Genomic DNA, 24,931 nt, shown 5'->3' on the forward strand with positions numbered 1-24,931 from the left:
AGTCTCGCATTCGCCCAGGCCGGCCACCGGGCGCGGGCCCGGCCCTGGTGCGCGGTCCCTTGACGGGGTACCGGGCCTTTACGAACATGAACACGCCAATCGGAGCAGGCAAAGGGGCTGGTTCCGTGACATCAGTGGCCGAAGCGCGGACAGCACCGGCCGAAGCACGGCGGCCGGCCGGTCGCCGCGTCGCCGATCACGGCGCCTGGTTCCTGGTCCTGCCCGCCCTCATCCCGATCCTGCTGCTCAGCGTCGGCCCGCTGCTCTACGGCATCCTGCTGGCCTTCACCGACGCCCAGTCCGGCCGGACGGCCGCCACCCGGTGGATCGGCGCCCTCAACTTCCGCGACCTGCTGCACGACACCCTGTTCTGGGAGTCGTTCCGGATCGGGCTGGTCTGGGCGGCCGGCGTGACCGTGCCGCAGTTCCTGCTCGCGCTCGGCCTGGCCCTGCTGCTGAACCAGGACCTGCGCCTGCGCGGCCTGGCCCGCGCCCTCGCGATCGTGCCCTGGGCGATGCCCGAGGTCGTCGTCGGCATCATGTGGCGCCTCATCTACAACCCGGACGCCGGCGTGCTCAACGAAACCCTGCGCGACCTCGGCCTCGGCACCGGCCGGGACTGGCTGAGCGGCCTGGCCACCGCGCTGCCCGCGGTGATCGTCGTCGGCGTCTGGGCGGGCCTGCCGCAGACCACGGTCGCCCTGCTCGCCGGACTGCAGAACGTCCCGCGCGAACTCCACGAGGCCGCGGCGGTCGACGGCGCGGGCGCCTGGCGCCGCTTCCGCACCGTCACCTGGCCGGCGCTCAGACCGGTGGCCCTCGCCATCACCGCGCTCAACCTCATCTGGAACCTCAACTCCTTCGCGCTGGTCTACGTGCTCACGAGCGGCGGACCCGGCGGGAGGACCCGGCTGCCGATGCTCTTCGCCTACGAGGAGGCCTTCCGCTACGGTCAGTTCGGCTACGCGGCGGCGATGGGCTGCGTGCTCGTCGCGGTGGTCGCGGTCCTGCTCGCGGTGTTCCTGGCCGGCCGGCTGCGGGGCGGTGAGGAGGCATGAGGACCCGTCGCGCGGCCCGCGCCGGACAGTACGCCGCCCTCCTCGGCTACCTGCTCTTCCTGGCCTTCCCCTTGCTGTGGCTGCTGTCCACCGCGCTCAAGTCCCCCCGCGAGCTGGGCAGCCCGCACCCCACCTGGATCCCGCGCCACCCGACGCCGGCCAACGTCCGGCAGGCGTTCGCGGAGCAGCCGCTGGCGCACGCCGCGCTGAACTCCCTGCTGGTGGCGCTCTGCACGGCGGTCGTCGCGGTCCTGGTCGCGACCCCGATGGCCTACGTCATGGCCCGGCACCGCTCCCCGCTGACCCGGGCCGCGACGGGGTGGGTGGTGGTCAGCCAGGCGTTCCCCTTCGTGCTGGTGATCATTCCGCTGTTCCTGGTGCTGAAGAACCTGCGGCTGATCGACTCCCTGACCGGGCTGGTGCTGGTGTACGTGGTGTGGGCGCTGCCGTTCGCGCTGTGGATGCTCACCGGGCACGTCCGGGCGGTGCCCGCCGAACTGGAGGAGGCGGCGGCCGTGGACGGCGCCGGGCGGCTGAGAACCCTCGTGTCGGTGACGGCGCCGCTGCTCGCACCAGGCATCGCGGCGACGGCGCTGTTCGCGTTCGTCACCGCGTGGAACGAGTTCTTCTTCGCGCTGGTGCTGCTCAAGAGCCCGCAGAGGCAGACCCTGCCGGTGATCCTCACCCACTTCATCGGCGCGGAGGGCGTGGCCGACCTCGGCCCGCTGGCCGCCGCCGCGTTCCTCGCCACCCTTCCCTCCGTGGCCGTCTTCGCGCTCGTCCAGCGGCGGATCACGGGCGGCCTGCTCGCCGGGGCGGTGAAGAGCTGATGGGCGGTGAAGCGCCGACGCGGACCAGAAGCGCCGCGGCGCTCGTCGTGCTCCTGCTGCTCCTCGCGGGCTGCTCCTCGGGCGATCGCACGGACGGTGGCCCGATCACCCTGCGCTTCCAGTCCCTGGCCTGGCAGCAGGAGTCCGTCACCGCCAACAAGGAGCTGGTGAAGGAGTGGAACGCGTCCCACCCGGACATCAAGGTCGAGTACGTCCAGGGCAGTTGGGACGGTGTGCACGACCAGCTGCTCACCTCCTTCGAGGGCGGTGAGGCCCCCGACGTCATCCACGACGCCTCCGACGACCTCGCCGACTTCGCCCACGGCGGCTACCTCGCCGACCTGACCGGCCTGCTGCCCGCCCGGCTCAGGTCCGACATCCCGCGGAGCAGCTGGGAGACGGCCGCGTTCGGGACCGGCCTCTACGGCGTGCCGTTCCTCCAGGAGCCCCGTGTCCTGATCGCGAACGCGGACCGGCTGCGCGAGGCCGGGGTGCGCATACCGACACCGGAACACCCGTGGAGCTGGACGGAGTTCCGGCAGGTGGCCAAGCGGCTCAGCGGGCCCGGGCGGTACGGCGTGGCCTGGCCGCTGAAGGAGCCCGTCTCCGCCACGCTCAACCTGTCCCTGTCGGCGGGCGGGCGGCTGTTCCACCGGGGCGCGGACGGGAAGGTCACCGTACGGTTCACGGCCGGGGACGCGGTCGTACCGCGCACCGTGCACGACCAGGTCGCCGTCGACCGCAGCGCGCCCGCCTCCACGCTCGGCAGCGGCGGCTCGGACACCCTGCCGGGCTTCTTCGGCGGCCGGTACGCGATGGTCCCGCTGGGGTTCTCCTACCGCCAGCAGATCGCGCAGCAGGCGCCCGAGGGCTTCCGCTGGGAGGTGCTGCCCGCGCCGGCGGGTGCCGACGGGCTCACGCAGGGCGTCAGCCCGCAGACGCTGTCCGTCTCCGCCGACTGCCCGCACAAGAAGGAGGCGGTCGCGTTCATCGACTTCCTGCTGCGGCCCAAGAACATGGTCCGCCTCGCTCTCGGCGACTGGATGCTGCCGACCGGCACCGAGGCTCTGAAGGACCCGGCCCTGCACACCACGGAGAACGGCTGGGCCACCGGCACCGCCCTCGCGGCCCGGCTGCGCCCGGCGCCCGCCCAGTCCGTGCGCGGCTACCCCGAGTGGAAGGACAAGGTGGCCACCCCGGCCTACCAGGAGTACTACAGCGGCGCCATCGGCCTCGCCGAACTGCGCCGCCGCCTGGAGAAGGACGGCAATCTGGTGCTGGCCCGCTACCAGCGCTGAGCGCGGCCGCCGGCCCGGAAGGGGCCGGTCCGGCCTCGCACACGGCGTAGTACCGGGCGGCAAATCGATTGAACGAGACGTCTCGTCTCGCCTAGCCTGCCGGACATGACCGCACCCGCCCACATCGCCATGTTCTCCGTCGCCGCCCACGGCCATGTGAACCCCAGCCTGGAGGTGATCCGTGAACTCGTCGCCCGGGGGCACCGCGTCACCTACGCCATCCCGCCCGTCCTCGCCGAGAAGGTGGCCGCCACCGGGGCCCGGCCCGTGCTCTACACCTCCACCCTGCCGGGCCCGGACGCCGACCCCGAGGCATGGGGGACCACCCTGCTGGACAACGTGGAACCGTTCCTGGACAACGCCGTCCAGGCGCTCCCCCAGCTCGTCGAGGCCTACGCCGACGACACCCCCGACCTCGTCCTGTACGACATCACCTCCTACGCGGCCCGTGTCCTGGCCCACCGCTGGGGCGTCCCGGCGATCTCGCTCTCACCGAACCTCGTCGCCTGGGAGGGTTACGAGGAGGAGGTCGCCGAGCCGATGTGGGCCGAGCCGAGGAAGACCGAGCGCGGACGGGCGTACTACGCCCGGTTCGCGGCGTGGCTGGCCGAGAACGGGATCAGCCAGGACCCGGACTCCTTCGCCGGCCGCCCCGCGCGCTCCCTCGTGCTCATCCCGAAGGCGCTCCAGCCGCACGCCGACCGGGTGGACGAGCGCGTCCACACCTTCGTCGGCGCCTGTCAGGGCGACCGCGCCGACCAGGGCGACTGGCAGCGGCCCGCCGGTGCGGAGAAGGTCGTCCTGGTGTCGCTCGGCTCGGCCTTCACCAAGCAGCCCGCCTTCTACCGGGAGTGCGTGCGTGCCTTCGGTGACCTGCCCGGCTGGCATGTCGTCCTCCAGGTCGGCCGGCATGTGAGCCGCGCCGAGCTGGGCGACGTACCGGCCCGGGTCGACGTGCGCGACTGGATGCCGCAGCTGGCGATCCTGCGGCAGGCCGACCTGTTCGTCACGCACGCGGGCGCCGGCGGCAGCCAGGAGGGGCTGGCGACCGGGACGCCGATGATCGCCGTGCCGCAGGCCGTCGACCAGTTCGGCAACGCCGACATGCTCCAGGCGCTCGGGGTCGCCCGGCACCTGCCGGCCGAGGAGGCCACCGCCGACCGCCTCCGCGAGGCCGCGCTCGCCCTGGTGGACGACCCGCAGGTCGCGCGCCGGCTCAAAGAGGTGCAGGCGGAGATGGCCCAGGAGGGCGGCACCCGGCGGGCCGCGGACCTCATCGAGGCCGAACTGCCGGGCCGCCGCCCGAGGTAGGGAGCCGTCACAGGTACGCCGTGGCGTCGAGCCGGGCCTTGTAGACGATCGCTCCCGGCCGGGCCCGGTCGACCAACGAGAGCACGGACAGGACCCGTCGGTTCCCGGGGGAGCCGACGGGCCCTGCGGCAACGGGCGGAATCAGACAGTCAGCCGCTCGCCCCGGTCGGGCACCGGCGACGCCACCGGCTCCGGGGTCTCGTCGTGGGTGAGGTCCGGCAGGCGGTGCAGCCACTTCGGCAGGTACCAGTTGCGCTCGCCGAGCAGGGCCATCACCGCCGGCAGCAACACCCCGCGGATGACCGTGGCGTCGATCAGGACCGCCGCGGCCAGGCCCACGCCCATCTGCTTCATGGACTGCATGGAGAGCGTGCCGAAGATCGCGAACACGGCGACCATGATGACCGCGGCGCTGGTGACGACCCCGGCCGTGGTGACCACGCCGTGCCGGATCGCGTCCTTCGTCGTACGGCCGCGCATCCGGGCCTCGCGGATCCGGGAGACCACGAACACGTGGTAGTCCATCGACAGCCCGAACAGGATCACGAAGAGGAACAGCGGCAGCCAGGTGACGATCGCGCCGACGCCCTCGGCGCCCACCAGCGAGGCGCCCCAGCCGTGCTGGAAGACGGCGACGAGGATGCCGTAGGCGGCGGCCACCGACAGCAGGTTGAGCACGATCGACGTGACCGCGACGGTCAGCGAGCGGAACGACAGCAGCATCAGCAGGAAGGCGAAGACGACCACGAACACGAAGACCGGGACGACGGAGCCCATCAGCTGGTCGTTGAAGTCGTTGTTGCCCGCGACCTGCCCGGTCACCGGCGCCTGCACGCCGTCGACCTTGCCGAGCGTGGCGGGCCGCACCTCGTCGCGCAGCTTCTCCAGGCTCTGGGTCGCCCGGTCCATGTCGGAGCCGCCGACCAGCGGCACGGACACCAGGGCCACGTCCTGGGCGTCGTACACCTTGACGTCGACCGGTCCGCGCGATGCGCCCGAGGTGACCGCCTGCTCCTTGAAGTCGGCCAGCCCCCGCCGGACTTCGGGGGCGTCGATGTCCTTTGCCTTGACGACGACCTCGGCCGGTTCGCTGCCGCCCGGGAAGGCGTCGTTGATGCGGTTGTACGTCTGCACGATCGGCAGCGAGTCGCCGAACTCCTGGTCCAGGGTGAGCTGCTGGGTCTTCATGCCGAGCGCGGGCGCGGCGACCGCCAGCAGCGCGCCGGCCGCGACGACGACCGAGACCAGCGGCTTGGCCAGCACACCCCGCAGCACGGCCGTCCAGAACCGGCTGTCCCCGTTCCCCCTGCGCCTGGGGCGGCCCAGGAACGGAAGCCGCCCCTTCTCGACCCGCTCGCCGAGCAGCGACAGCAGCGCGGGCAGCACGGTCACCGAACCGACCATGGCGACCGCCACCACCATCAGCGAGGCCAGGCCCATCGCCTCGAACTCGGCGAGCCCGGTGAACAGCATGCCCGCCATCGCCACGCACACCGTGACACCGGAGACGATGATCGCCCGGCCGCTGGTCGCGGCGGCGATCCGGAGGGCGGTGCCCGCGTCCCGGCCGGCCATCCGCTCCTCGCGCTCCCGGCGCAGATAGAACAGGCAGTAGTCGACACCGACGGCCATACCGACCAGCAGCATCACCGAGTTGGCCGTGTCGCTCATCGGCTGGAGGTGGCTGACCAGGCCCATCAGACCCATCGTCGCCATGATCGCGGTGATCGCGAGGGCCACCGGCAGCAGCGCGGCCACCAGCGCGCCGAACGCGATCAGCAGGATGCCGAGCGCCACCGGCACCGCCGAGTACTCGGCCTGCTGGAAGTCGTCCCCGAAGGCGTCCTTGTACTGCTTCTGCATGCTGGCGCCGCCGATCTCCTCGATCCGCAGCGTGCCGTGGTCCTTCTGCACCCCGGCGACGGCCTTGAGCACCGGCTCGATCCGGTCGGCGGCCGTCTCCGCGTCACCGCGCAGGTCGAACTGGACCAGCGCGCTGCGGCCGTCCCGGGAGACGGTGTGCGTGTCGTACGGCGAGGTCACACCCGTCACCTTGCCGGTGCCCCCGACGGCCTCGACCACATCGGCGACGGCCGCGCGGAACTGCGGGCTGGTGGCCTTGACGGCGTCGTCCTTCGACTGGATCAGGACCGTCTCCGAAGCCGGCTCCTTGATCCCGGCGTCATCGATGATCTTCGCGGCGGTGTGCGTCTCGCCCTTGAGCTGATCGCTCTCGCTCACGTCGACCCGGCCCGCCGCCGAGCCGAGGCCCATCGCCAGGACGACGAACAACACCCATATGCCGACGGCCGCCCAGCGGTGCCGGGCGCTCCAGCCCCCGCACCCGCACCTCTGTGTTCCCCATGACGGGTCTGCCCCCTCGTGTGCGGTGACGGCCCCCTGCCGCCACGTCTGCTTGCTCCTGTTCGACGGTAGGGGCCGGACAAAGCCGTCTCGTCGTACTGCCCGGTGAACCGCGCCGGGCACGGATCACCGCTGGGGAGGACAGTGGGCCCTTACATCTATCGCCGGTTCTCGGGGGCGGCTCTCAGGGACGCGGTGTCCGATCCGCCGCCCAGGCCCCCTTTGTCATTACGAAAGCTTGTTGAACAAGTCACAGCTGCGTGGAGGAGTTGAACCCGGCCCCGCCGATCGGCCAGAGTTTCGCCCAAGCCGGCCGGCGCCCCGTCCGGCATGCGCCGAGCGCGGCCGTCGCGCCCGCCCCCACGGGGCACGACGGCCGCACCGCACCGGCGCCGCCAGGCGGACGTGTGTGCGAGGCTCTGCCCATGCGCTACATCATCATCGGGGCCGGCGCGGTCGGCGGTACCGTCGGCGGGCGGTTGGCCCAGGCCGGGCGGGAGGTCGTCCTCGTCGCCCGGGGCCCGCACCTGGCCGCCCTCCGCGAGCACGGACTGCGACTGCGGGTTCCCCAGGGCGAGTCGACGCACCGGCTGCCCGCCGTCGACGGACCGGGACCGCTCGGGGAACTGCGCGCCGACGACGTCCTCGTCCTCGCGGTGAAGACCCAGGACACCGTGGCCGCCCTGGAGACCTGGGCCGACCTGCCCGTCGCCGGCGGCGGAACGGCGGCCGAACTGCTGCCGCTGGTCTGCCTGCAGAACGGCGTCGAGAGCGGCCGGCTGGCGCTGCGCCGCTTCCGGCACGTGTACGGCGTCTGCGTCTGGCTGCCGTCGACCTTCGTGGAACCCGGCGTCGTCTCCGCCGCCGGCGCCCCGCTCACCGGCGTCCTGCACCTCGGCCGCCTCCCGCACGGCACCGACGACACCGCCCGCCGGATCGCCGCCGACCTCGCGGACTCCCACTTCGAGGCACCGGTGGTGCCCGACGTGGCCCGCTGGCAGTACGCCAAGCTCCTCGGAAACCTCGGCAACGCGCTGGAAGCGGTCAGCGGGCCGGTGGCGAGCGAGGAGGCACGGGCCCTGTTCGCGCGCGTGCGGGCCGAGGGGGAGGCCGTGCTGGACGCCGCCGGCATCCCGCACACCGGCTCGGAGGAGCAGCGCGCGGCCCGCGGCGACAAGGTCACCCTGGTCCCGCTGGACGGCGCTCCCCGCGGCGGCGGCTCCTCCTGGCAGTCCCTGGTCCGGGGCACCGGCACCATCGAGGCGGACTACCTCAACGGCGAGATCGCCCTGCTCGGCCGGCTGCACGGCGTCCCCACCCCGCTGAACGAACTGCTGCAAGGTCTCGCCAACCGGTTCGCCAGGGAGCACCGGGCGGCGGGCTCGCTGCCCGTCGCCGACCTGGTCCGACTGGCCGACGAGGCGGTGCGCGCGTGACCGCCAGCTGAAATGGGTCAAGAGAACGGTGGTGGATTGGGCCGGGATTCCGGACCACCGGGGCACTAGCGTCGGCGCCATGACGCACAGCAGCACCGTCACGGACACGGACACGGACACCGCCACCACCGCCCCGACCCGGGTCGACTTCTTCTTCGACCCCGCCTGTCCCTTCGCCTGGATCACCTCCCGCTGGCTGCTGGAGGTGGAGCGGCTGCGCCCGCTCGACCTCCGGTTCCGGGTGATGAGCCTGTACCTGCACAACACCGGCAACGAACTGCCCGACTGGTACCGCGACCTGGTGGACCGCTCGATCGGACCCGTGCGGGTCGCCGTGGCCGCCGCCGAGCGGTACGGCGAGAAGGTGCTGCGCGAGCTGTACACCGCGTTCGGCACCCGCATCCACGAACAGGGCGTCGAGGACTTCGACACGGTGATCACCGAGTCGCTGGCCGGGCTCGGGTTCCCCGCCGACCTGTCCGCCGCCGCTCACGACCCGTCGTACGACGAGGCGGTCCGCCGCAGCCACGCGGCCGGCGCCGAGCCGGAGACCGGTGGCTACGTCGGCACACCCACCCTCCACATCGACGGCACCGTCTGGTTCGGACCCGTGCTGCGCGCCGTCCCGCGCGGCGCGGAGGCGGCCGAACTCTTCGACAGCTTCCGGGTGCTGGCCCGGCACCCCGACCTCTTCGAACTGAAGCGCACCCGCACCGGTGCGCTCCGGTTCGACTGACCCGGAGCGGGTTGGCCGATAAACGCCCCTCCGGCGGGCCGGCCGCACCGGACGTGTGACACGGCGGCGCCGTTCGGCGCAGAACCAAGAGCCACCGCGGTCCGACGTCACAGGGGAGCGCCGGACCGCGGCGGCCGATACCACACGAACGTCCCCCGGCACCGCCCCTCACCGAACCAGGCGACAAACCCGCGGGGTTGTCCCTAGGGTGAACGGCGCGGAAGGCCTGAGGGGGACGGACGGATGAGTGTGACGGGCAGACCATTGCCGTCATTGCCGCAGTACCGCAAGGACGGGGTGACCCGGCGCCTGAGCGCCTCGGTGCACCTCGACGACGACTTCGCCCTGTACGTCGACCGGATGCTCACCGGAGACCGGCTCAACGCGATCGGGCTCAGCCTCAACATCAACTTCGTCGCCCTCGCCCGGCACGCGCGCGTGGCCACCCGCCGCCGCGCCGCCCTCGACCGCAGGCTCGCCTGCCTCCAGACGGCCGTACTCCTCGCGCTCCTCATCGGGGTCTGGGGACTGGTCAACGGACACCGGTCACTCGGATGGGTGGCGATTTTCGGCCCTCTCGGCGCCTACGCGATCGCCTGGACACTGGTCCGCCACACCCAGGCGCGCGGCCGCGTCATGGCACGGGAGGTGTTCCTCTCCACCGACAGACCCGAGCAGACCGCACCCCCGGTGGAGACCGAGGCCGAGGCCGCGCTGCACGACCTGAAACGCGCCAACGTCCTGCCCTACGCCGACGAGGCCGCCTACACCAAGCCGTTCGTCGGCAGCGGTGACAAGATCAAGGAAGTCGTCTGGCAGCCCATCGACATCAGCAGACCCGCCGACGCCCCGGGCGGCGGCAAGCTGCCGATGCGCCCGTTCGACGTCATCGACCTGCACACCTACGTGGCACGGCACATGGAGAACATCTCCGGGCTCCAGGGGCTGCGGGCCAGGAACCGGCTCTACGTCCTCGGCAGCAACGCCCACCTCATACCCGAGCTGGTGCCCGACCCCACCCGGCGGCCTCGCGCCCAGATCCCCAAGCAACTCGTACAGGCCGGCCTCCAGACACCGGGGGCGGGCATGCGCACCCACCTGTGCCTGGAACGCGTCGGCGAGGGCGGCCGGCTCATCGTCTCCATGTACCTGCGGGCGATCCTCCAGCACCCCAGCCTGACCTGGGAGGTGGCCGCCTACGCGATACCGCCGCTGGACGGCCGCTTCTACCGCGTGGACCGGCTCCCGGTCGCCCCCTGGGAGAGCTGGTGGGACCTCTTCCGGTACGCCACCCGCCGCACCGGCCCGGAACTGCGCGGTGCCCTCGGCCGCATCCTGCGGCGCCACCGCTGGCAGGGCGACCACGACCGGGCGCTGGCCCGGACCCGCCGCGCCATCACCAGACAGCACGTCCGCCACGACTACGGCGCCACGGGCAGCCTGCGCGAGGACCTCGGCGCCTGGGACGAGGCCGGCTACGCCGAACGCACCGACGCGCAGGACTTCCTGTTCCGGCTCCAGCAGGGCGTGTTGACCGCCACGGAACGGTTCCTGCGGGACCACAACATCGACACCGGTTCCTTCGACAAGGCCGTACAGGTCATCAACACGCAGACCTACAACATCGGTAACGTCAGCGGTCCCAGCAACTTCGGCGCCCACGGCACGATCCTCCTAGGCGGGCAGCAAGGGCCCGGACCCCAGGGCGGCCCGGGAGCCCAGGGCGGCCCCGGTCCCGCGGGATCAGGACCGTCCGCGCCGAAGCCGTAACCGCAACCCCAACCGTCCGACGGCTCCTCCGGTTCCGGGGCGAGCCGCCGGACCGCGAGCGAGGACAGGACATGAGCACCTACAACTTCGGCAACGTCAACGGCCCCGCCAACTTCGGCGACCACGGCCAGATCCAGATCAACCACGCCCACCCCGACCTGCCCACCATGATGGACCTCGCCCAGAGGCTCACCGACACGCTGCGCGCCGAGTACCCGGAGCTGGTGCCCCAGGGCGAGATCATCCAGGCCCAGTTCCAGGAGTCCGCCGAGGACGGCCTGCCGCCGAACCGCGGCCGGATCCGCTCCGCGCTGGAGACGATCGCCATCGCGGCCTCGGCCGGCACCGGCAGCCTCGCCTTCACCCAGCAGCTCATCAACGCCCTCGGGCTCTGACCGGCCGGAGCCCCGCCGCCACGGGGCTTCGGCCCTGCCACGTCACCGGGCCCGCACCACCGCCCGGACCCCGCCGCCCAGGTCGAGGTCGAGCCCCGACCGCAGCGGCACCGTCTGACCGGGCTCGATCTTCTGCACGGTGCCGTCCGAGCGGGTGCCCGTCCAGGTCTCCCGCGAGCGGTTGGCGAGCCCGAACCGCCCCGGCTTCTTGGGGTGTTCGACCAGTTCCGCGACGAGTGCCGCGTCCGAACAGTCGTGCCGCGCCGGCTCCGGCAGCAGATGGTGGGCCTGGACCCGGGCGGCGCGGCGCAGCCGGATGTGGTGCTCGGTGCGGGGCGGAGGAGTGGTCACCGTCAGCCGCGGCGGCAGCACCAGCCGGGCCCCGCACCCCCAGCAGTCCCGCGGCGGCGGGTTCTCGCCCGGCTCCGTCATGTTCTGCCGCCCGCACGAGGCGCACTCGACCACCGCGTCCAGCACCGCCCGCAGGGCGTCACGCCACTCCGACTCCCGCACCCGGGCCGCGGGATCGCGCAGGCCCGTCGTGAACGACCGCCGGAACAGCTCCCGCAGCCGCTCCGCCGCCGCGTCCCAGGTGGCCAGCACGGTCGCGTGCTCCAGCGGGTCCGGCGCGTTGGCGTCGTCCGCCGGGTCGAACACGAACAGCGGGCTCCTGCCGTACAGCTTGCGCTCCGCCGCCTCGTCCAGACAGTGGATGCCCAGCTCGCGCCTGCCCTTGAGCGGATGGTGGTTCATCAGCAGCATGAACAGCAGTACGGCGAGCGAGTGCAGGTCGGACTGGGTGCCCGGACGTGCGCCCGGGTCACCGCGCACCAGCTCCGGGGCCATGAACTCCATGGTCCCCGAGATGCCGCTGGCGTCGCCCTCCACCACCGCGTTGTCGTTGTCGCAGACCAGGACGTCACCGGTGTCCGGGTCGAAGAAGATGTTCCCCCAGGAGATGTCCCGGTAGGCGATGCCCCGCGAGTGCAGCGCCTGATAGGCCTCCACCGTGTACAGGCAGGCCGTCAGCAGCGCGCGCGGACTGGTGCGCAACTGCCGCCGGAACAGCGCCGGAAGACCCTTGTAGCGGTCCGGGCGCAGGCCCATCAGATAGCCGAACGAGCCGCGGTGCTCCGGCACGAAGGCCTCCGGCCACAGGAAGCGGTCGTCGGCGAAGTCCCGGGTCACCAGCTCCCGTACGATCGCCTCCTGGTCGGCGGTCGCGCAGGTCGGGTAGTACCACTTAAGGGCCCGTTCCCCGTCCGGCGTCCGGACCCGGTACACCTCGCCCTGGCCGCCCGCGCCGAGGAAGTCGAGGATCTCGACGTCGTCACCGTTCTCCGCCGCGAGGTGCGCCCCGCCATCGAGCATGCCGCTCATCTACGTCTCCGTTGTCCGTTCCATGTCCACCTCGCCACCGGCCGGGCCGGGCGGTGTCCGCGCTTGCGTCGTACCGGGCTCCACGGGCTCCTCGGGGGCGCCGGGAGTACCGGGCGTCGTCGGGGTCTCCGCCGGTGCCGGTGCCGGTGCCGGGCGTACCGCCGCCGCCAGGGTCGTGTCGTCCCCGGAGTAGCGGGACGCCTGGGCGAGCCAGTCCGGCAGGGCCTCCCGGACGCCCGCGCTGCCCTCCTCGGCGAGCCGCCCGGCCAGCCCGCTGACGAACTCGCGGTACCCGTCGGCCGACGCGAAGCTCTTCGACAGGCCGTCCGTGGAGAGCACGACCAGCCGTGGCGCCCGCGCCTCCTCGAACACCGGCGCCCAGTGCATCCGCATCGCCCGCCACGCCTCCCGCCCGCACAACGACTCGGTCTCGTCGCCCAGGTCCTCCTCGGCCGGTGCGAGCGGACGGACCAGCGCGCCGTCGTGCTCCACCACGGCGAGGTCCCCGTCGCCGATCTGCCAGGCCACGAACAGCCAGGGCGTGAACACCGCACCGATCAGCGTGGTGCCGTACAGCACCAGCTTCTCCTCGGTCCCCGGCTCCCGGGAGGCCTCCTCCACCACCGGGCGGTTCCGGTCCCAGTGGCCGAGGGCCTCCTGCCGCCACTCGTGCACCAGGGCCCGCGGGAAGTCGTCCCGGGCGTAGGTCATCAGCCGGGCCAGCCGCCCCGGCTCATGGCAGTCGTGCGCCGCCCGCCCGAAGGCGTCGGCCAGCACCAGGAACCGGTCCACGGCGAACCGCGCGCCCAGCGCGCTGCGCGCGTGCACCGCCGAGCCGTGCCCGTCCGCCACCGCCAGGACCAGCGGATCCGTACCGGCGCCGGTGCCCTGGCAGGCGTACCAGTCCTGGTTGCGCTGCTTGCCGACGCCCTGGACGCTGCCCTCCAGCGTCTCCCACCGTCGCACCCCGAGCGTCACCACACGTCGTCGTCATCGTCGTCGTCCAGCACCGGCGGCGCGTACGGCTGCTTCGCCGTGCTCACCCCCGACCCGTCACCGGCGACCGGCTGGGAGGCCGCCTTCACGGCCGCCGTGGACGCCCAGCGGATCGCCGCCGCCAACTGCTTGGGACTGTTGGCGTCCAGCGGTTGCAGCTCCGGGTTGCCGAGGAACTCCTGGAGCACCCCGCGGTCCGCGTCCGCGCCGATCGCGATGGCCACCCGGACCGCCTTGCGCCCCCACGGGGTGGCGTCCACGGCCTTCAGGCCCGCCTTCCAGTCGTCGGTGGGCACACCGTCCGACACCAGCGCCAGCACCGGCTTCAGCGCCCGCTGCGGCATCGGCGGGGTCTGCAGCTCGCGCGCCACCAGGTGCAGCGCCTCGCCGAGGTTGGTCATGCCGTCGACCTGTACGTCCTGCCAGGTGAAGTCGTCCACCGGGACCGGGGTCTGGTGGTGCCACTGCGCGGTCGTGGAGAACGTGACCGTGCGCAGCAGCAGTTGGGCCGCGGGGTTGTCATGGGCCACCGACCGCATCTCCGGAACGGCCTCCCTGATCGCGTAGTTGAGCTTGGCGATCTTCTCGCCCTGCATCGAGTACGAGCAGTCGAGCAGCCAGATGAAGTGGACCGGCCGGTTGGCCATCGGCCCGCCGGGAATGTCACTCACGCCGCAGTTCCTTTCCTGTGAGGGGCAGTCCTGTGAGGGGAGTCCTGTGAGAGGGATTCGTCACGGGAGGTGTCAGGGCCGGGGCAGCAGCCCCCAGGCCCCGAGGACGAGCGTGGCCGCCGCCAGGAGCAGGGCGGCGGCGAACAGGCCCGCCATCACCCGCCGGGCCCGGCCGACGGGTGGAGTCACATGGTTCATGCCGGGGTGTACCCGCCTTCCCTGTCGCCGTCCCTGCCGCCCTGGCGGGCGCCGTCCCGCCGCCGGGGCCACGGCACCCGGCCCGGCCCGCCGCCGGTCTGCCCGGTCAGCGGGCCGGTGCGCAGCCCGGAGGCCGCGAGGAGCCACAGCACCGGTTCGGCGGCGCGTCGCTGCTCGCTCTCCAACGGGCCGGTGCCGGTGGCCGCGTGGGAGCTGACCGCCCAGTAGCGGGCCGCCCGGAAGTCGTGGCCGAGGGCCCGCACCAGCGCGCCCAGGCCGATGTCGCCGAGCCAGTCGTCGATCCGGCCGTCGCCGGGCACCGGCAGCGAGGTCAGCCGGTCCAGCACGTCCCGCTTCGTGACGACCGCGGCCACCGGCAGCCGGCGCCGGCGCCCGGTCAGCGCGGCCAGCTCGCCGGTCAGCCGCTCGTACGTCGTCCGCGGCCCCTGCGCCGACGGCCGCGCCCGCTGGGCCCGCTCGGTGTCCGCCGGACCGAGCCGGCCGCGCACCGTCGGATCGGCGAGGACGTCGGCGACCAGGACGACCCCGTCCGCATGCGCCAAGTACCCCTGCGCACGCACCCGTTCCGCGTCGCTCACGGACTCGCCCATCGGGTCGTACAGGTACAGCAGCCGGCGCCGCCGGCCCCGGGCCACGGTGAGCATGAGGGCGCGCGGCGGCCCACCGGTCGTGGCATGGGCCCAGCCGGACTCGCTCAGCCGGCGACTGACCCCGGAGTGGGCATCGCGGTCGGCGGAGGTGGCGTACTCGACACGCAGCCGGCCCTCCCGGGCCCAGGAGTGCAGCCCCTCCACCATCGCCGTCATCAGCATCGTCTTGCCGGAGGAGGTGCCGCCGACCAGCGGGGTGTGCACCACCCGGGTGGTGGCCAGCGCCTCGGGCAGGACCTGCTCGCAGCGCGGGCACAGCGCCGACAGCTTCCCCCGCCCGGCCAGCCGGGTGGCCGGCAGTCTGCGCCCGCAGCCGCACACGTGCCACAGGGCGCCGTACCGGCCCGGCCGCAGCTCGGCGTGGCGGGCCGGGCAGCCGGGACAGCGGTGCACGGCCAGCGGCACCGGCGCGTAACAGCCCGGGTGGGGGCACGCCATGCGCAGGCCCCGCAGCAGCGCCCGGCCGCGCTCCAGCCCGCGCAGCAGGGGTACGCCCGCCGCCCAGCCGAGCCAGACCACGCCGAGCAGCAGCGCGAACACCAGCAACGCCCAGCCGAGCAGCACGGTGGCGAGCACCGCGCCGATCAGCGCGCCCGCCGCCGTACCGGGGGCGATCAGGACGACCAGCAGGAACCGGCCGAGCGGCACCCGGACCCGGCGTCCCCGGGGGCGCCGGCCACGGAACAGGTTCCGCACGGTCCGGTCCATCCAGGGATCGCTGAAGGCCCGCCAGAGCATCCGCATGCCGTCCCGGGAGGCGCTCGCCGCGTCCACCCACGACTGCCGCCACCAGTAGGCGAGTTCGGCGGGCTCGGCCGCGCCGACACCGGGCAGGCGTGGGTCCAGGCGGCCCGCCTGCCACGGCCCGAGCCCCCGCCACACCGCGCGCACACCCCGCCCGAGGAACTCCCACAGCGTCCGGAACAGGCACACCGCGACGGCGACCAGCCCCGACCAGCCGAACAGGGCCAGCAGCACCTGCACCGCGAGGTGCAGATCCGAGTCACCGCCCGCGGTGTTCACCGGGCACCTCCGTCGGCCGGCGGTTGGACGTCCCCGTGCCAGGCCGTGCGGGCGTCCTCGCGCCGGCCGCGCCCGGTCAGCCGGCCCGCGAGCCGGCCCAGGGCGCCCGGCCGGTTCCACGCGCGGTACGCGTCCAGCCGGCCCCGGCCGGTGCGCCGCAGCGCCTCCTCGACCGCCGCCTGGTCCTCGGCGGGCAGCGCCCGCACCACCGGCCGCAGCACCTTGGCCAGCAGCGCCGTGCGGGTCGCCTCCCAGCCGGGATGAGTGTCCTGGTACGCGGTCCAGTCGCAGAAGCGGGCGGCGGCGTACGACGGCACGGTCCGCAGTCGCTCGGCCACCGTGGCACCGCGCGCCGCCCGCTCGTAGGCCGCCAGCAGCGCCGGGTCGCCCGAGCGGGCCAGCGCGTACAGCTCGCTCTCCGGCACCGGCACGGTCAGCAGCCGCCGGGCGAGGGCGTCGTGCACCCGCCGGGTCACCTGCTCCGGTACGGGCTCGACCGCGCCGTCCCGCAGCGCCCGGACCCGCTCCACCCAGTTCTCGCCCTCGCCGTCGGTGCCCAGCAGCGCGGCGAACTCCAGCAGGAGCAGCGGCGCCCGGTCCGCCGGGGCCAGCTCCGTGGTGAAGCAGCGCAGCAGGTCGGCGGCGAGCAGCGGGACGGCGGCGTCCTCGGCCGGGGCGGCCAGCGCGGCGGCGACCAGCAGATCGCGGGTGCCGGCCAGCCGGTGCGCGTCCGAGCCCAGCTCGTTCAGCAGCATGCTCGCCTCCTCACCGGTGGGCAGCTCCTCGCGCCACACCAGACGGAACGCCGTGCGCAGGACGGCCGGATCGGCGTGCGGCGAGACCCCGGCGGTGTGCAGCACCGCGCGCAGCCGGCCGCGCCGGTCACCGCCGGCCGGACCGGCCGTGTCACCGAGGACGCACATCCGCAGATGCGGGAAGCCGGGGTCCAGGGCGACCGGCAGCCCGGACCCCGCGAGCCGCCCGGCGACCGCGGCCGGATGAGCCGCCGCGAGCGCGTTCAGCGCCCCGAACAGGGCGGTGCGCAGGGCGGGGTGGGCGTGTACGGCATCGAGGAGTGCGGCGTCGGAGCGGGCACCCGGGTTTCCACCCACCGGCGCCGGGTCGCTTGCCGGTTTCGCCCGCGCCGGCGCCCGGTCGCTCGCCGGCCTCGCGCTCAGCCGCGCCTCGTCTCCCGTCGGCTCTGTGTGCACGAGCGTCCGGTCGTCCGCCGGTTCTGTGCCGGCCCGCCTCCGGTCGCCCGCCGGTTCTCCGCTCACCAGCTCCCGGGCGGCCCGGCCCGCGAACTCCGGGAGCAGGTCGGTGCAGTCGACGTCGAGCAGGTCGGCGAGGTGCAGCAGCTCCAGGGGCCGGCCGATCACCGGCCCGGTCGCGTCGGCGATGCCGTGCCGCAGGGCCGGTGCGAGGTCCCGGGCCAGCGCGGCCCGCACCTCCGGGGTCAGCGAACCCGCGCCCAGCCGGGGCACCGGGCCCAGGCCGCGGACCGCCAGGGTCAGCACCCGGGCGGCGAGCGGCGCCGAGACGGCCGTGGGCACCTGTCCGTCCAGCCGGGCCAACAGCGCGGCCAGGGCGGCCGGTTCGTCGTCCCCGGAGCCGCCGGAGTCCCCGGAGCGCGCTGAATCCCCGGAGCCCGCTGAGTCCCCGGAGCCTCCGCAGTGCCGGGAGTCCGCGGATCCCTCCCCGGTCTCCCGCGCCAGCTCCCCGATCAGGGCCGTCAGCGCCGGCTCGGGCAGTCCGGCGGCGTGGTCCGTGGCCCAGCGGGCCGCCGCCGCGCGGGCGGCGGCGGGCAGGGCGATGTGCTCGGCGAGCGCGGTGACGGCGAGCGGACCGACCTCACCGGCGGTGTCCCCGGCGCCGCGGACGGTGTCCCGGAACAGCTCCGGCCGTCCGGCCGTCCAGATCCGCGCGCAGACGTCGGCCCAGATGTCCGCCGCGGGCTCCCCGGTGGCCCGGCCGGTGCCGTCGTGCACCCGGAACCGGTGGTCGTGCCCGACGGGTTCCGAGGAGGGCAGCGCCCCGACGATCTGCTGGCGGGCCTGCTGCGGCCGCCGGGTGTACGTCGTGAAGGTCAGCCGGTGCGCCTGCTCGCGCGGCAGGACCGTACAGGCCAGCGCGATCCACTGGGCCACGTCCGCGCTGTCCCGCTCCACCAGCACGATCTGCCGGGCGTCGGTGCCGTCGGCCAGGGTGCGCAGGTCGGCGAAGAACGCGGCGAGCCGGTCCGCGCGGGACCGGGCGAACGCCACGAGCCCGTCCCGGCGCAGCAGCCCCGACGGCTCGAACCGGTCGATCGGCTCGGGCCGACCGCCCGGCGGAGTGGTGTCCGCCCAGCGCCGCGACTCCCACGCGGTGATCGGCAGCGCGCCGTCCGGCAGCCGGGTACCGGGCGGCAGGTGCACGGCGTGCGCGTGGAAGTTGCCCCAGCGCCCGCTGTAGTCCGCGCCGGTGTACACCGACCGGCACAACAGCCGGCCTCCGTCCGACAGTTCGGTACAGCTGAGGGAGCGCGGGAAGGACTTGAGCTGCTCGCCGTCCGGCCGGTCCGGCAGGTCGCGCGGCGGCTCGTACCCGATGAGCTGTTCGGCCTCCCGCAGCAGCGTGGCCGGTACACCGGGACTGACGGCGGTGAAGCGGAAGCCGGACCCGTCCGGGCCGGGCGCTGCCGAGGTGTAGTGCAGCTGGGCGAGGCTCACCGCACGCGCTCCTTCCCGGCCGTGCGGACGGGCAGCAGCCCGCGCAAGGACAGCAGCCACAGCAGCGGGTCCTCCACCCGCACGGGCTGCGGCCCGGACTTCGGCACGTCCGCCGGTGCGTTCGCGGGCGGCGGCGCGCCCAGCGCGGACAGCCCGAACAGCGACAACCGGGCGAAGTCGTGCTCCAGTTGGCGCAGCAGCGCGCCCGAGTCCCAGTCGGTGAGCAGGGCGCGCAGTTCCTCGTGGACGGCGAGCCGGTCCTCGGCGTCGTAGGCGCCGCCGGGGTGCGGGGCGTTGCGGAGCAGTGGGGAGTGCGGGTCGAGCAGGGGTCTCAGCATGTCCGTCTTGGTGACGGCCACGGCTATCGGGGTGGTCACCCGGCCGCCCGCCCTGCCCTTGCCGTGGGTGCGCAGCTGGGCGGCGAGGTCGGCGGCGATCTGCCGGGGCGAGGTCTCCACCACGGGCAGCGGAGGACCGTCGTGCACCGGCAACCGGTCGCGTACGGAGCCGAGTTGCAGCGGGTCGACCAGCAGGATGATGCCGTCGGCGGCGCTCAGGTAGCGGGTGTAGCGGTCCATCGCCTCGGCGTCCGCGAGGTCCTCGCCGGCCGCGTCGAAGAAGACCAGCGTGGTGTGCCGGGTGCCGGAGCCGCCCAGCAGCCCGCGCCTGGGCAGGCTGAGCCGATACAGCAGCGGGTCGTTGAAGCCGAGCGCGGCCGGCCGAGTGGCGCCCGGCAGCCGCAGCCGCTCGTACAGGTCCTCGGCCATCTCCCTGTCCCGTGCCTGCGTGTGCTGCCCCATCGCCGCGAGCGACGCGTGGTAGGCCTGGCCCACCCGGTGGTCCAACTCGTTGCGCAGGACGGCGACATAGGTGCTCTTGCCGGACGCCTTGGCGCCGACCAGGGCGATGATCCGGCTGTCCTGGTCGCAGTAGTCGCTGGGCAGATCGCTGTGGCAGGACCCGCACACCCGCACCGGCGTCGGCACCCCGCAGTCGGGGCAGGGCACGCTGCTGCCGGAGCCGCCGGGTCCGGCGAGTCCGGCGAGCCTGCGCGCCGGGGCGAACACCGGGCCGCGCATCCGGGCCGCCGGGGGCACGCCCGGCCCCATGAACGCGGCCCAGGTCTCGTCCGGTCGCGGCCCGCAGGGCGTGCCGCCGCGCACGCCGTTCGGCGTCATCAGACAGCGGTACGGCAGTCTGGCCGCCGACGCACGGGTGAAGCAGTAGGGGCAGATGACGGTCGTCATGGCTCAGCGCACCACCAGGCTGGTGAGAGAGGGTTCTTCGAGTCGGACCGAGGCGGCGTGCTCCCCGAGCAGGAAGCCGCGCAGGGTGTAGGGGGGCGGGCAGGGGGCGGCCGGCAGTTCCCGTTCGAGGCTGCCGTGCCGGACCAGTTCGGGTCCGGGTATCCGCAGGACGGTCGTGCCGTCGGCGGCGTCGCGCGGTCGGAGGGTGCCGCCGCGGGCGACGCACACGAACTCCGGGACCTCAGCGAGCTCGCCGGGCGCGCTGAGCGTGACCCGCAGCAGCGTGCGACGGCTGCGGCCGAACAACCGCCGTGGCGCGCCGACCAGTTCGTACGAGACGGAGGCGTCCGCCGGGACCAGCACCTCGGCCGCGTCGGGCACCACGACCACCGCCCCGGGCACCCGGGGCACCGGGGCGGCCCGCACCCGGACGGCCCCCGGGCCGACGGGCAGGCGCAGGCCGCCGCGCCGGTAGGCGTGCGCGGTGACCGTGTGTTCCCCGCCGCCCGTGGACCCCACCGGGGTCCAGCCGACCACCAGGTGCGGGACGTCCTCGGGCCAGTCCAGGACGATCCGCGCCTGCCCGTCCGGGAGCCGGTGGGCGCTCAGCCCGGGCACGGGCCGTACGGCCTCCACACCGACCGTCGGCCCCGCGAGCGCCCGCGCCCCGCGTACGGCGACGGCGGCGACCTCGGTGTACGTGCCGGGCGGCGGACACGGGGCGTTTGCCGGTCCGGGCCAGTCCAGCGGGGGCGGCAGCGCGTCGGAGCGCAGCTCGGTGCCCGGCTCCGGCGCCCCGCCGGGCCATGTCACCAGCCGGACCTCGGCGCCCTCCGCCCCGGTCCAGTCGAACCGTACGGCTCCCGCCACGGGCCGTGCGGTCAGCGTGCGCACGGGGTCCGGCCAGGGGTGCACGGTGGCGGTCGTGCGCAGGCCGGGGGAGGGGACCGTACGGCCGTCGGCCGTCCGGTAGTGGCACACGACGCGGAAGACGTGGTCGCCGACCGGCAGACCGGTCGCGGTGAACCCGTCGGCGCGGACGGTGAGGTGCGCCGACTTCCCGTCGGGCCCGGTGTGTTCGACCGTGACCTCGGCGGCGGCGTCCGGCCGCCGCCAGGAGCAGTCGATCCGCCCGGGGCCGTCCGTCAGCACCAGGCGTTCCACCTCCGGGGCGACGAGCAGCCGCCGGGACACCAGCGGTGGCCCGTCCACCCGGCCGTCGCGCAGCGGCAGGGCCGCGTACCGGACCGTGCCGCCCGGTTCGGCACCGGTGTCCCGCACCGGGCCGGCGGTGGCCGTGGCGGCGTCGGCGACGGCACGTACGGCGGGCTTGCCCCGGCCGTCCCGGTACAGCCGCAGCAGCCGCCACTCGCCGGGCGTCCCCCGGTCGTCCTTCCAGCTCAACTCGACGTGGTCGGAGCGGAGTGCGGTGCCGAGCGCGGGCCGGTGGCCGTGCAGGCGGACCAGTCCGCCCAGGGCCCGCCGGTCGTCGGAGGCCGTCTGAAGCGCCCGCAGATAGGCGGCGCCCGCCGTCTCCCGGTCACCCCGCTCCTCGGCCCGTCGCCCGTCCCGCAGGGCGTCCTCGACGGCGCTCAGCCGCTCGGCCGTCCCGTCCCGCAGGGCCGCGAGCGCCGGGTCGGCACCGGCCATGGGCAACCGGTCCAGCAGGGTGTGCAGCCGGTGCAGCCGCGCCTGCGCCAGCGCGTCGGCCAGGGACTCGGCGGCATCGCGCTGCCGCCGGTCGAGCCGGGGGCGCAGCCGGGCCGCCGCGAGCAGACCGGCCGCCTCGTCGGGGTGGACGCCCGCCTCGCGCACGGCGGGGCCACGGTCGCCCTCGGGGCGCTCCTGCAGCAGGTTGATCAGCTGGTAGAGGACGATCCGGCGGGGTGCCTGCGGGTCGGCGCGGTGCAGCTCGGCCAGCCGCGCGGCGAGCGGGGCGACGGCGGGACCCGCGGACCGGGCCAGCCCCTCCAGCAGCGGCGCGTCCACCCGGCGCCGGCCACGCGTCCCGGCGGGCACGAACAGCCCGTCCAGCACCCGTAACCCACCGGTGCCGGCCCCCAGCGCCTCCCCGACATGGCGTAGGCCCGCGGCGTGCTGGGCTGCGGCGAGGGCGCCGTACCCGGGCACGAGCGGGCTGAGCGGCAGACCCGACAGGGCCCTGGGCAGCCCCAGGTGACACCCGAACTCCCGACCGGCCACGCGAACCGTTCTCCCCCGATAGTGCTCAGGGGTCCATCCCAGCAGATCCGGAAGTGCCCAGGAGGGATTTTCGAGGAAACCGAGCAGGTGGGAGCGGGCCGTGACGACCGACGCGTCCCGGTACCGCCGGGGGCGCCGGGTACCGCGCGCCCCGCCGCCACGGAGCCGCCGGAGTCACCGCACCCGGGTGGCGCGACACGGCCGCGCGGCGGTCACGCGCCGAGTGCCGCCAGAACCGGCCGGCAGGCGCTGTCGTACCGCTCCAGCGCCACCCGGGCCACCTCGGGGGCGGGGCCGAGCACCTCGGCGAGCACGTCCGCCGCGGCCGCGCCGCGCGCGATGCGGTCCGGCAGGAAGCCGGGGGCCAGGACGTACGGCGCGACGGCGACCCGCTCGCAGCCGAGGACGCGCAGCTCACGTACCGCGTCCTCGGTGCGGGGAAGGGACGCGGAGGCGAACGCGGGTCGCACGGCGCACCAACCGGTGTGCCACCACTCCCGCGCGATGTCGGCGATCACCGCGATCGCCTCCGGGTCGGAGGACCCCGCCGAGGCCAGCACGACCCCGGTCGAGGACTTGTCGGCGGGCGACAGGCCCGCCTCGTACAGCCGCCGTTCCAGGGCGGACAGCAGCAGCGGGGACGGGCCGAGCACGTCCGCCTGCCGGATCCGCAGCCGGGCCGGCGCGTCCCGCAGCACGGCGGGGATGTCGGCCTTGGCGTGGAACGCGCGGGTCAGCAGCAGCGGCAGGGCGACGACGTCCCGTACGCCCTCCGCCGCCAGCGACCGGAGCACCCCGTGCACCGACGGGACGTTGAAGTCCAGGAACCCGGTCTCCACGCGCAGGCCCGGCCGCAGCGACCGCACCCGCTCCACCAGGGCGTGCACGGTCGCCGCGTGCCGCGGGTCGCGGCTGCCGTGGGCGATGACGAGGAGGACCGGACGGCGCATGGTCAGCCCTTCACCAGCAGGCCGCGGCTGCGCAGCACCCACCGCTCCAGCGGGCTGAAGATGAGCAGGTCGATGGCGATGCCGACGAACAGGATCAGGAAGATGGCCTCGAACACCATGGACATGGAGCTGGCGTTGCGGCCGTTCTCCAGCAGCGCGCCCAGGCCGATGCCCAGGTCGGGGGAGGAGGCGATGATCTCCGCGGCCATCAGCGAGCGCCAGGAGAAGGCCCAGCCCTGCTTCAGGCCCGCGAGGTAGCCCGGCAGCGCGGCCGGCAGGACGATGTGCCAGGCGCCCCGCACCCCGGTCGCGCCCATGGTGCGGCCCGCCCGCAGGAACAGCGGCGGTACCTGGTCGATGCCGGAGACCAGGCCGTTGGCGATCGACGGGACCGCGCCGAGCAGGATCACCGCGTACATCATCTTGTTGTCGAGGCCCAGCCAGATCACCGCCGGCGGCACCCACGCCACCGACGGCAGCGACTGCAGGCCGGACAGCACCGGGCCGATGGCCGCGCGCACGAACTTCACCCGCGCCACCAGCAGACCGAGCGGGGTGCCGATGGCCAGCGCGAACAGGAAGCCCAGCAGACCGCGCGAGACGCTGGTCCAGATGTAGCCCAGCAGCGTGCCCTCCAGCCAGGCACGCTTGAACTCGCCGCCGACGTCGGCGGGGGAGGGCAGCTTCGTCGGGTCGTCGACGATCTTGAAGGAGATCAGCGCCTGCCACACGACCAGCACCACCGCGGTGGCGATGACCGGCGGCAGGATCTTGCTGGTGAACGTCTGCCGGAACGGCGTACGGCCGGCGGCGACGACCTCCAGGGCGTCCAGGCCCGCCTCGACGCTCCCCGCGTCCGTGACGGTCTTGGTCTCAGTGCTGGCCATGACGCCGGATCTCCCCACGCAGTACTTCGGTGATCTCCAAGGACAGTTCGGCGACCGGCGCGTCCTCGATGCGCCGCGGCTGCGGGATGTCCACCCGCCACTCACGGGCCACCCGGCCCGGCCGGGACGACAGCAGCACCACCCGCTGCGCCAGCCGTACCGCCTCGCGCACGTTGTGCGTGACGAACAGGACGGACACGCCCGTCTCGGCCCAGATCCGGGTCAGCTCGTCGTGCAGCAGGTCCCGGGTGATCGCGTCCAGCGCGGCGAACGGCTCGTCCATCAGCAGCAGCTGGCTGTCCTGCGCGAGCGCGCGGGCCATGGCCACACGCTGGCGCATACCGCCGGACAGCTCGTGCACCCGCTTGCCGTACGAGCCCTGCAGCCGCACCAGTTCGAGCAACTGCTCGGCCCGCTCGCGGCGCTCGTTCTTCGCGACGCCCCTGAGCTTGAGGGCGAGTTCGATGTTCTTGCCCGCGGTCAGCCACGGGAACAGGGCGTGCTCCTGGAACATCAGGGCCGGACGCCCGTCGGTCGCGATGCTGCCGGCGGAGGGCCGGTCCAGCCCCGCCACCAGGTTCAGCAGCGTCGACTTGCCGCAGCCCGAGGCCCCCAGGAGGGTGACGAACTCACCCGGTGCGACATCGAGGCTGATGTCGTCCAGGACGAGCTGCTGCCCGCCCGGTGTCGCGAAGGACTTCGAGACGTGCTCGATGCGCGCCGCGTGCTCGACCGTCTCGGCGGCCTCGGCGAAGGTCGTTGCCATGGTCGTCACCTCCTGGGAACTCATCGGCTAC

General features: G+C 74.1%; 19 protein-coding genes and 1 pseudogene. 8 read left to right on the forward strand and 12 right to left on the reverse strand.

Annotated elements, in window-relative coordinates:
* Positions 1 to 86 precede the first annotated feature (86 nt).
* The 4 genes and pseudogenes from C3492_RS11425 (at position 87) to mgt (ending at position 4,497) form a co-directional block, all read left to right on the forward strand.
* Positions 87 to 1,058: a carbohydrate ABC transporter permease gene (locus C3492_RS11425; RefSeq protein ID WP_374938337.1), complete on the forward strand. Its 972-nt coding sequence runs from the start codon at positions 87 to 89 to the stop codon at positions 1,056 to 1,058.
* Positions 1,055 to 1,888: a carbohydrate ABC transporter permease gene (locus C3492_RS11430; RefSeq protein WP_103811633.1), complete on the forward strand. Its 834-nt coding sequence runs from the start codon at positions 1,055 to 1,057 to the stop codon at positions 1,886 to 1,888. Before C3492_RS11425 ends, C3492_RS11430 begins: the two co-directional genes overlap by 4 nt.
* Positions 1,888 to 3,186, forward strand: coding sequence for an ABC transporter substrate-binding protein (locus tag C3492_RS11435; RefSeq protein WP_103811634.1), 1,299 nt, complete (start codon positions 1,888 to 1,890; stop codon positions 3,184 to 3,186). Before C3492_RS11430 ends, C3492_RS11435 begins: the two co-directional genes overlap by 1 nt.
* A 68-nt stretch (positions 3,187 to 3,254) precedes the next feature.
* Positions 3,255 to 4,497: pseudogene (gene mgt / locus C3492_RS11440) on the forward strand (macrolide-inactivating glycosyltransferase).
* A 141-nt stretch (positions 4,498 to 4,638) separates the two neighbouring features.
* On the opposite strand, the gene C3492_RS11445 reads toward mgt, so the two are convergent.
* Positions 4,639 to 6,792, reverse strand: a complete 2,154-nt coding sequence (locus C3492_RS11445) for an MMPL family transporter (RefSeq protein ID WP_258055628.1) — start codon at positions 6,790 to 6,792, stop codon at positions 4,639 to 4,641.
* Between the two features lie 494 nt (positions 6,793 to 7,286).
* On the opposite strand from C3492_RS11445, the gene C3492_RS11455 reads away from it, so the two are divergent.
* From C3492_RS11455 to C3492_RS11470, 4 genes are all read left to right on the forward strand, one after another.
* Positions 7,287 to 8,297, forward strand: a complete 1,011-nt coding sequence (locus C3492_RS11455; RefSeq protein ID WP_103811636.1) for a ketopantoate reductase family protein — start codon at positions 7,287 to 7,289, stop codon at positions 8,295 to 8,297.
* Between the two features lie 79 nt (positions 8,298 to 8,376).
* Positions 8,377 to 9,033: a DsbA family protein gene (locus C3492_RS11460; protein ID WP_103811637.1), complete on the forward strand. Its 657-nt coding sequence runs from the start codon at positions 8,377 to 8,379 to the stop codon at positions 9,031 to 9,033.
* Between the two features lie 273 nt (positions 9,034 to 9,306).
* Complete coding sequence (locus C3492_RS11465) at positions 9,307 to 10,803, forward strand: hypothetical protein (RefSeq protein WP_103811638.1); 1,497 nt, start codon at positions 9,307 to 9,309, stop codon at positions 10,801 to 10,803.
* 71 nt (positions 10,804 to 10,874) lie between these two features.
* On the forward strand, positions 10,875 to 11,198 hold the full coding sequence (locus C3492_RS11470) for a hypothetical protein (RefSeq protein ID WP_103811639.1): 324 nt from the start codon (positions 10,875 to 10,877) through the stop codon (positions 11,196 to 11,198).
* A 42-nt stretch (positions 11,199 to 11,240) separates the two neighbouring features.
* Here C3492_RS11470 and C3492_RS11475 read toward each other — a convergent pair whose 3' ends face one another.
* The 11 genes from C3492_RS11475 to C3492_RS11520 all read right to left on the reverse strand — a co-directional run bounded on the left by C3492_RS11475 (position 11,241) and on the right by C3492_RS11520 (position 24,924).
* Positions 11,241 to 12,578: a protein kinase gene (locus C3492_RS11475; protein WP_103811640.1), complete on the reverse strand. Its 1,338-nt coding sequence runs from the start codon at positions 12,576 to 12,578 to the stop codon at positions 11,241 to 11,243.
* Positions 12,579 to 13,559, reverse strand: coding sequence for a PP2C family serine/threonine-protein phosphatase (locus tag C3492_RS11480; protein WP_103811641.1), 981 nt, complete (start codon positions 13,557 to 13,559; stop codon positions 12,579 to 12,581).
* Positions 13,553 to 14,221: a tellurium resistance protein gene (locus C3492_RS11485; protein WP_103811642.1), complete on the reverse strand. Its 669-nt coding sequence runs from the start codon at positions 14,219 to 14,221 to the stop codon at positions 13,553 to 13,555. The genes C3492_RS11480 and C3492_RS11485 overlap by 7 nt, the downstream gene beginning before the upstream one ends.
* Positions 14,222 to 14,317: 96 nt before the next feature.
* Positions 14,318 to 14,443, reverse strand: coding sequence for a hypothetical protein (locus C3492_RS45610; RefSeq protein ID WP_258055630.1), 126 nt, complete (start codon positions 14,441 to 14,443; stop codon positions 14,318 to 14,320).
* On the reverse strand, positions 14,440 to 16,137 hold the full coding sequence (locus C3492_RS11490; RefSeq protein ID WP_258055631.1) for a hypothetical protein: 1,698 nt from the start codon (positions 16,135 to 16,137) through the stop codon (positions 14,440 to 14,442). Before C3492_RS11490 ends, C3492_RS45610 begins: the two co-directional genes overlap by 4 nt.
* Positions 16,134 to 18,848 carry a GTPase-associated protein 1-related protein gene (locus C3492_RS11495; RefSeq protein WP_103811643.1) on the reverse strand — a complete coding sequence of 905 codons (2,715 nt, stop codon included), beginning with the start codon at positions 18,846 to 18,848 and terminating at the stop codon, positions 16,134 to 16,136. The genes C3492_RS11490 and C3492_RS11495 overlap by 4 nt, the downstream gene beginning before the upstream one ends.
* A complete protein-coding gene (locus tag C3492_RS11500) occupies positions 18,845 to 20,095 on the reverse strand; it encodes a hypothetical protein (RefSeq protein WP_103811644.1) in 1,251 nt (416 codons plus the stop codon). Before C3492_RS11500 ends, C3492_RS11495 begins: the two co-directional genes overlap by 4 nt.
* Before the next feature lie 3 nt (positions 20,096 to 20,098).
* The gene (locus tag C3492_RS11505; protein WP_103811645.1) at positions 20,099 to 22,297 is read right to left on the reverse strand and encodes a hypothetical protein; all 2,199 of its coding nucleotides are present in this window, start codon (positions 22,295 to 22,297) and stop codon (positions 20,099 to 20,101) included.
* A 212-nt stretch (positions 22,298 to 22,509) separates the two neighbouring features.
* The gene (locus C3492_RS11510; protein WP_103811646.1) at positions 22,510 to 23,247 is read right to left on the reverse strand and encodes a sirohydrochlorin chelatase; all 738 of its coding nucleotides are present in this window, start codon (positions 23,245 to 23,247) and stop codon (positions 22,510 to 22,512) included.
* A gap of 2 nt (positions 23,248 to 23,249) precedes the next feature.
* On the reverse strand, positions 23,250 to 24,134 hold the full coding sequence (locus C3492_RS11515; RefSeq protein WP_103811647.1) for an ABC transporter permease: 885 nt from the start codon (positions 24,132 to 24,134) through the stop codon (positions 23,250 to 23,252).
* Positions 24,121 to 24,924 carry an ABC transporter ATP-binding protein gene (locus C3492_RS11520; RefSeq protein WP_165951494.1) on the reverse strand — a complete coding sequence of 268 codons (804 nt, stop codon included), beginning with the start codon at positions 24,922 to 24,924 and terminating at the stop codon, positions 24,121 to 24,123. Before C3492_RS11520 ends, C3492_RS11515 begins: the two co-directional genes overlap by 14 nt.
* Positions 24,925 to 24,931: the final 7 nt, after the last annotated feature.

It is taken from the genome of Streptomyces sp. Ru62, assembly GCF_002920615.1.
In the GTDB taxonomy this organism is placed as follows: domain Bacteria; phylum Actinomycetota; class Actinomycetes; order Streptomycetales; family Streptomycetaceae; genus Streptomyces.

Excerpts from the sequence above, each read along its gene's own strand:
- C3492_RS11455 (WP_103811636.1), top strand. The coding sequence starts at position 7,287 with ATGCGCTACATCATCATCGGGGCCGGCGCGGTCGGCGGTACCGTCGGC.
- C3492_RS11470 (WP_103811639.1), top strand. The coding sequence starts at position 10,875 with ATGAGCACCTACAACTTCGGCAACGTCAACGGCCCCGCCAACTTCGGC.
- C3492_RS11460 (WP_103811637.1), top strand. The coding sequence starts at position 8,377 with ATGACGCACAGCAGCACCGTCACGGACACGGACACGGACACCGCCACC.
- C3492_RS11500 (WP_103811644.1), bottom strand. The coding sequence starts at position 20,095 with ATGACGACCGTCATCTGCCCCTACTGCTTCACCCGTGCGTCGGCGGCC.
- C3492_RS11520 (WP_165951494.1), bottom strand. The coding sequence starts at position 24,924 with ATGAGTTCCCAGGAGGTGACGACCATGGCAACGACCTTCGCCGAGGCC.
- C3492_RS11425 (WP_374938337.1), top strand. The coding sequence starts at position 87 with ATGAACACGCCAATCGGAGCAGGCAAAGGGGCTGGTTCCGTGACATCA.
- C3492_RS11430 (WP_103811633.1), top strand. The coding sequence starts at position 1,055 with ATGAGGACCCGTCGCGCGGCCCGCGCCGGACAGTACGCCGCCCTCCTC.
- C3492_RS11485 (WP_103811642.1), bottom strand. The coding sequence starts at position 14,221 with ATGGCCAACCGGCCGGTCCACTTCATCTGGCTGCTCGACTGCTCGTAC.
- C3492_RS11475 (WP_103811640.1), bottom strand. The coding sequence starts at position 12,578 with ATGAGCGGCATGCTCGATGGCGGGGCGCACCTCGCGGCGGAGAACGGT.
- C3492_RS11435 (WP_103811634.1), top strand. The coding sequence starts at position 1,888 with ATGGGCGGTGAAGCGCCGACGCGGACCAGAAGCGCCGCGGCGCTCGTC.
- C3492_RS45610 (WP_258055630.1), bottom strand. The coding sequence starts at position 14,443 with ATGAACCATGTGACTCCACCCGTCGGCCGGGCCCGGCGGGTGATGGCG.
- C3492_RS11515 (WP_103811647.1), bottom strand. The coding sequence starts at position 24,134 with ATGGCCAGCACTGAGACCAAGACCGTCACGGACGCGGGGAGCGTCGAG.
- C3492_RS11510 (WP_103811646.1), bottom strand. The coding sequence starts at position 23,247 with ATGCGCCGTCCGGTCCTCCTCGTCATCGCCCACGGCAGCCGCGACCCG.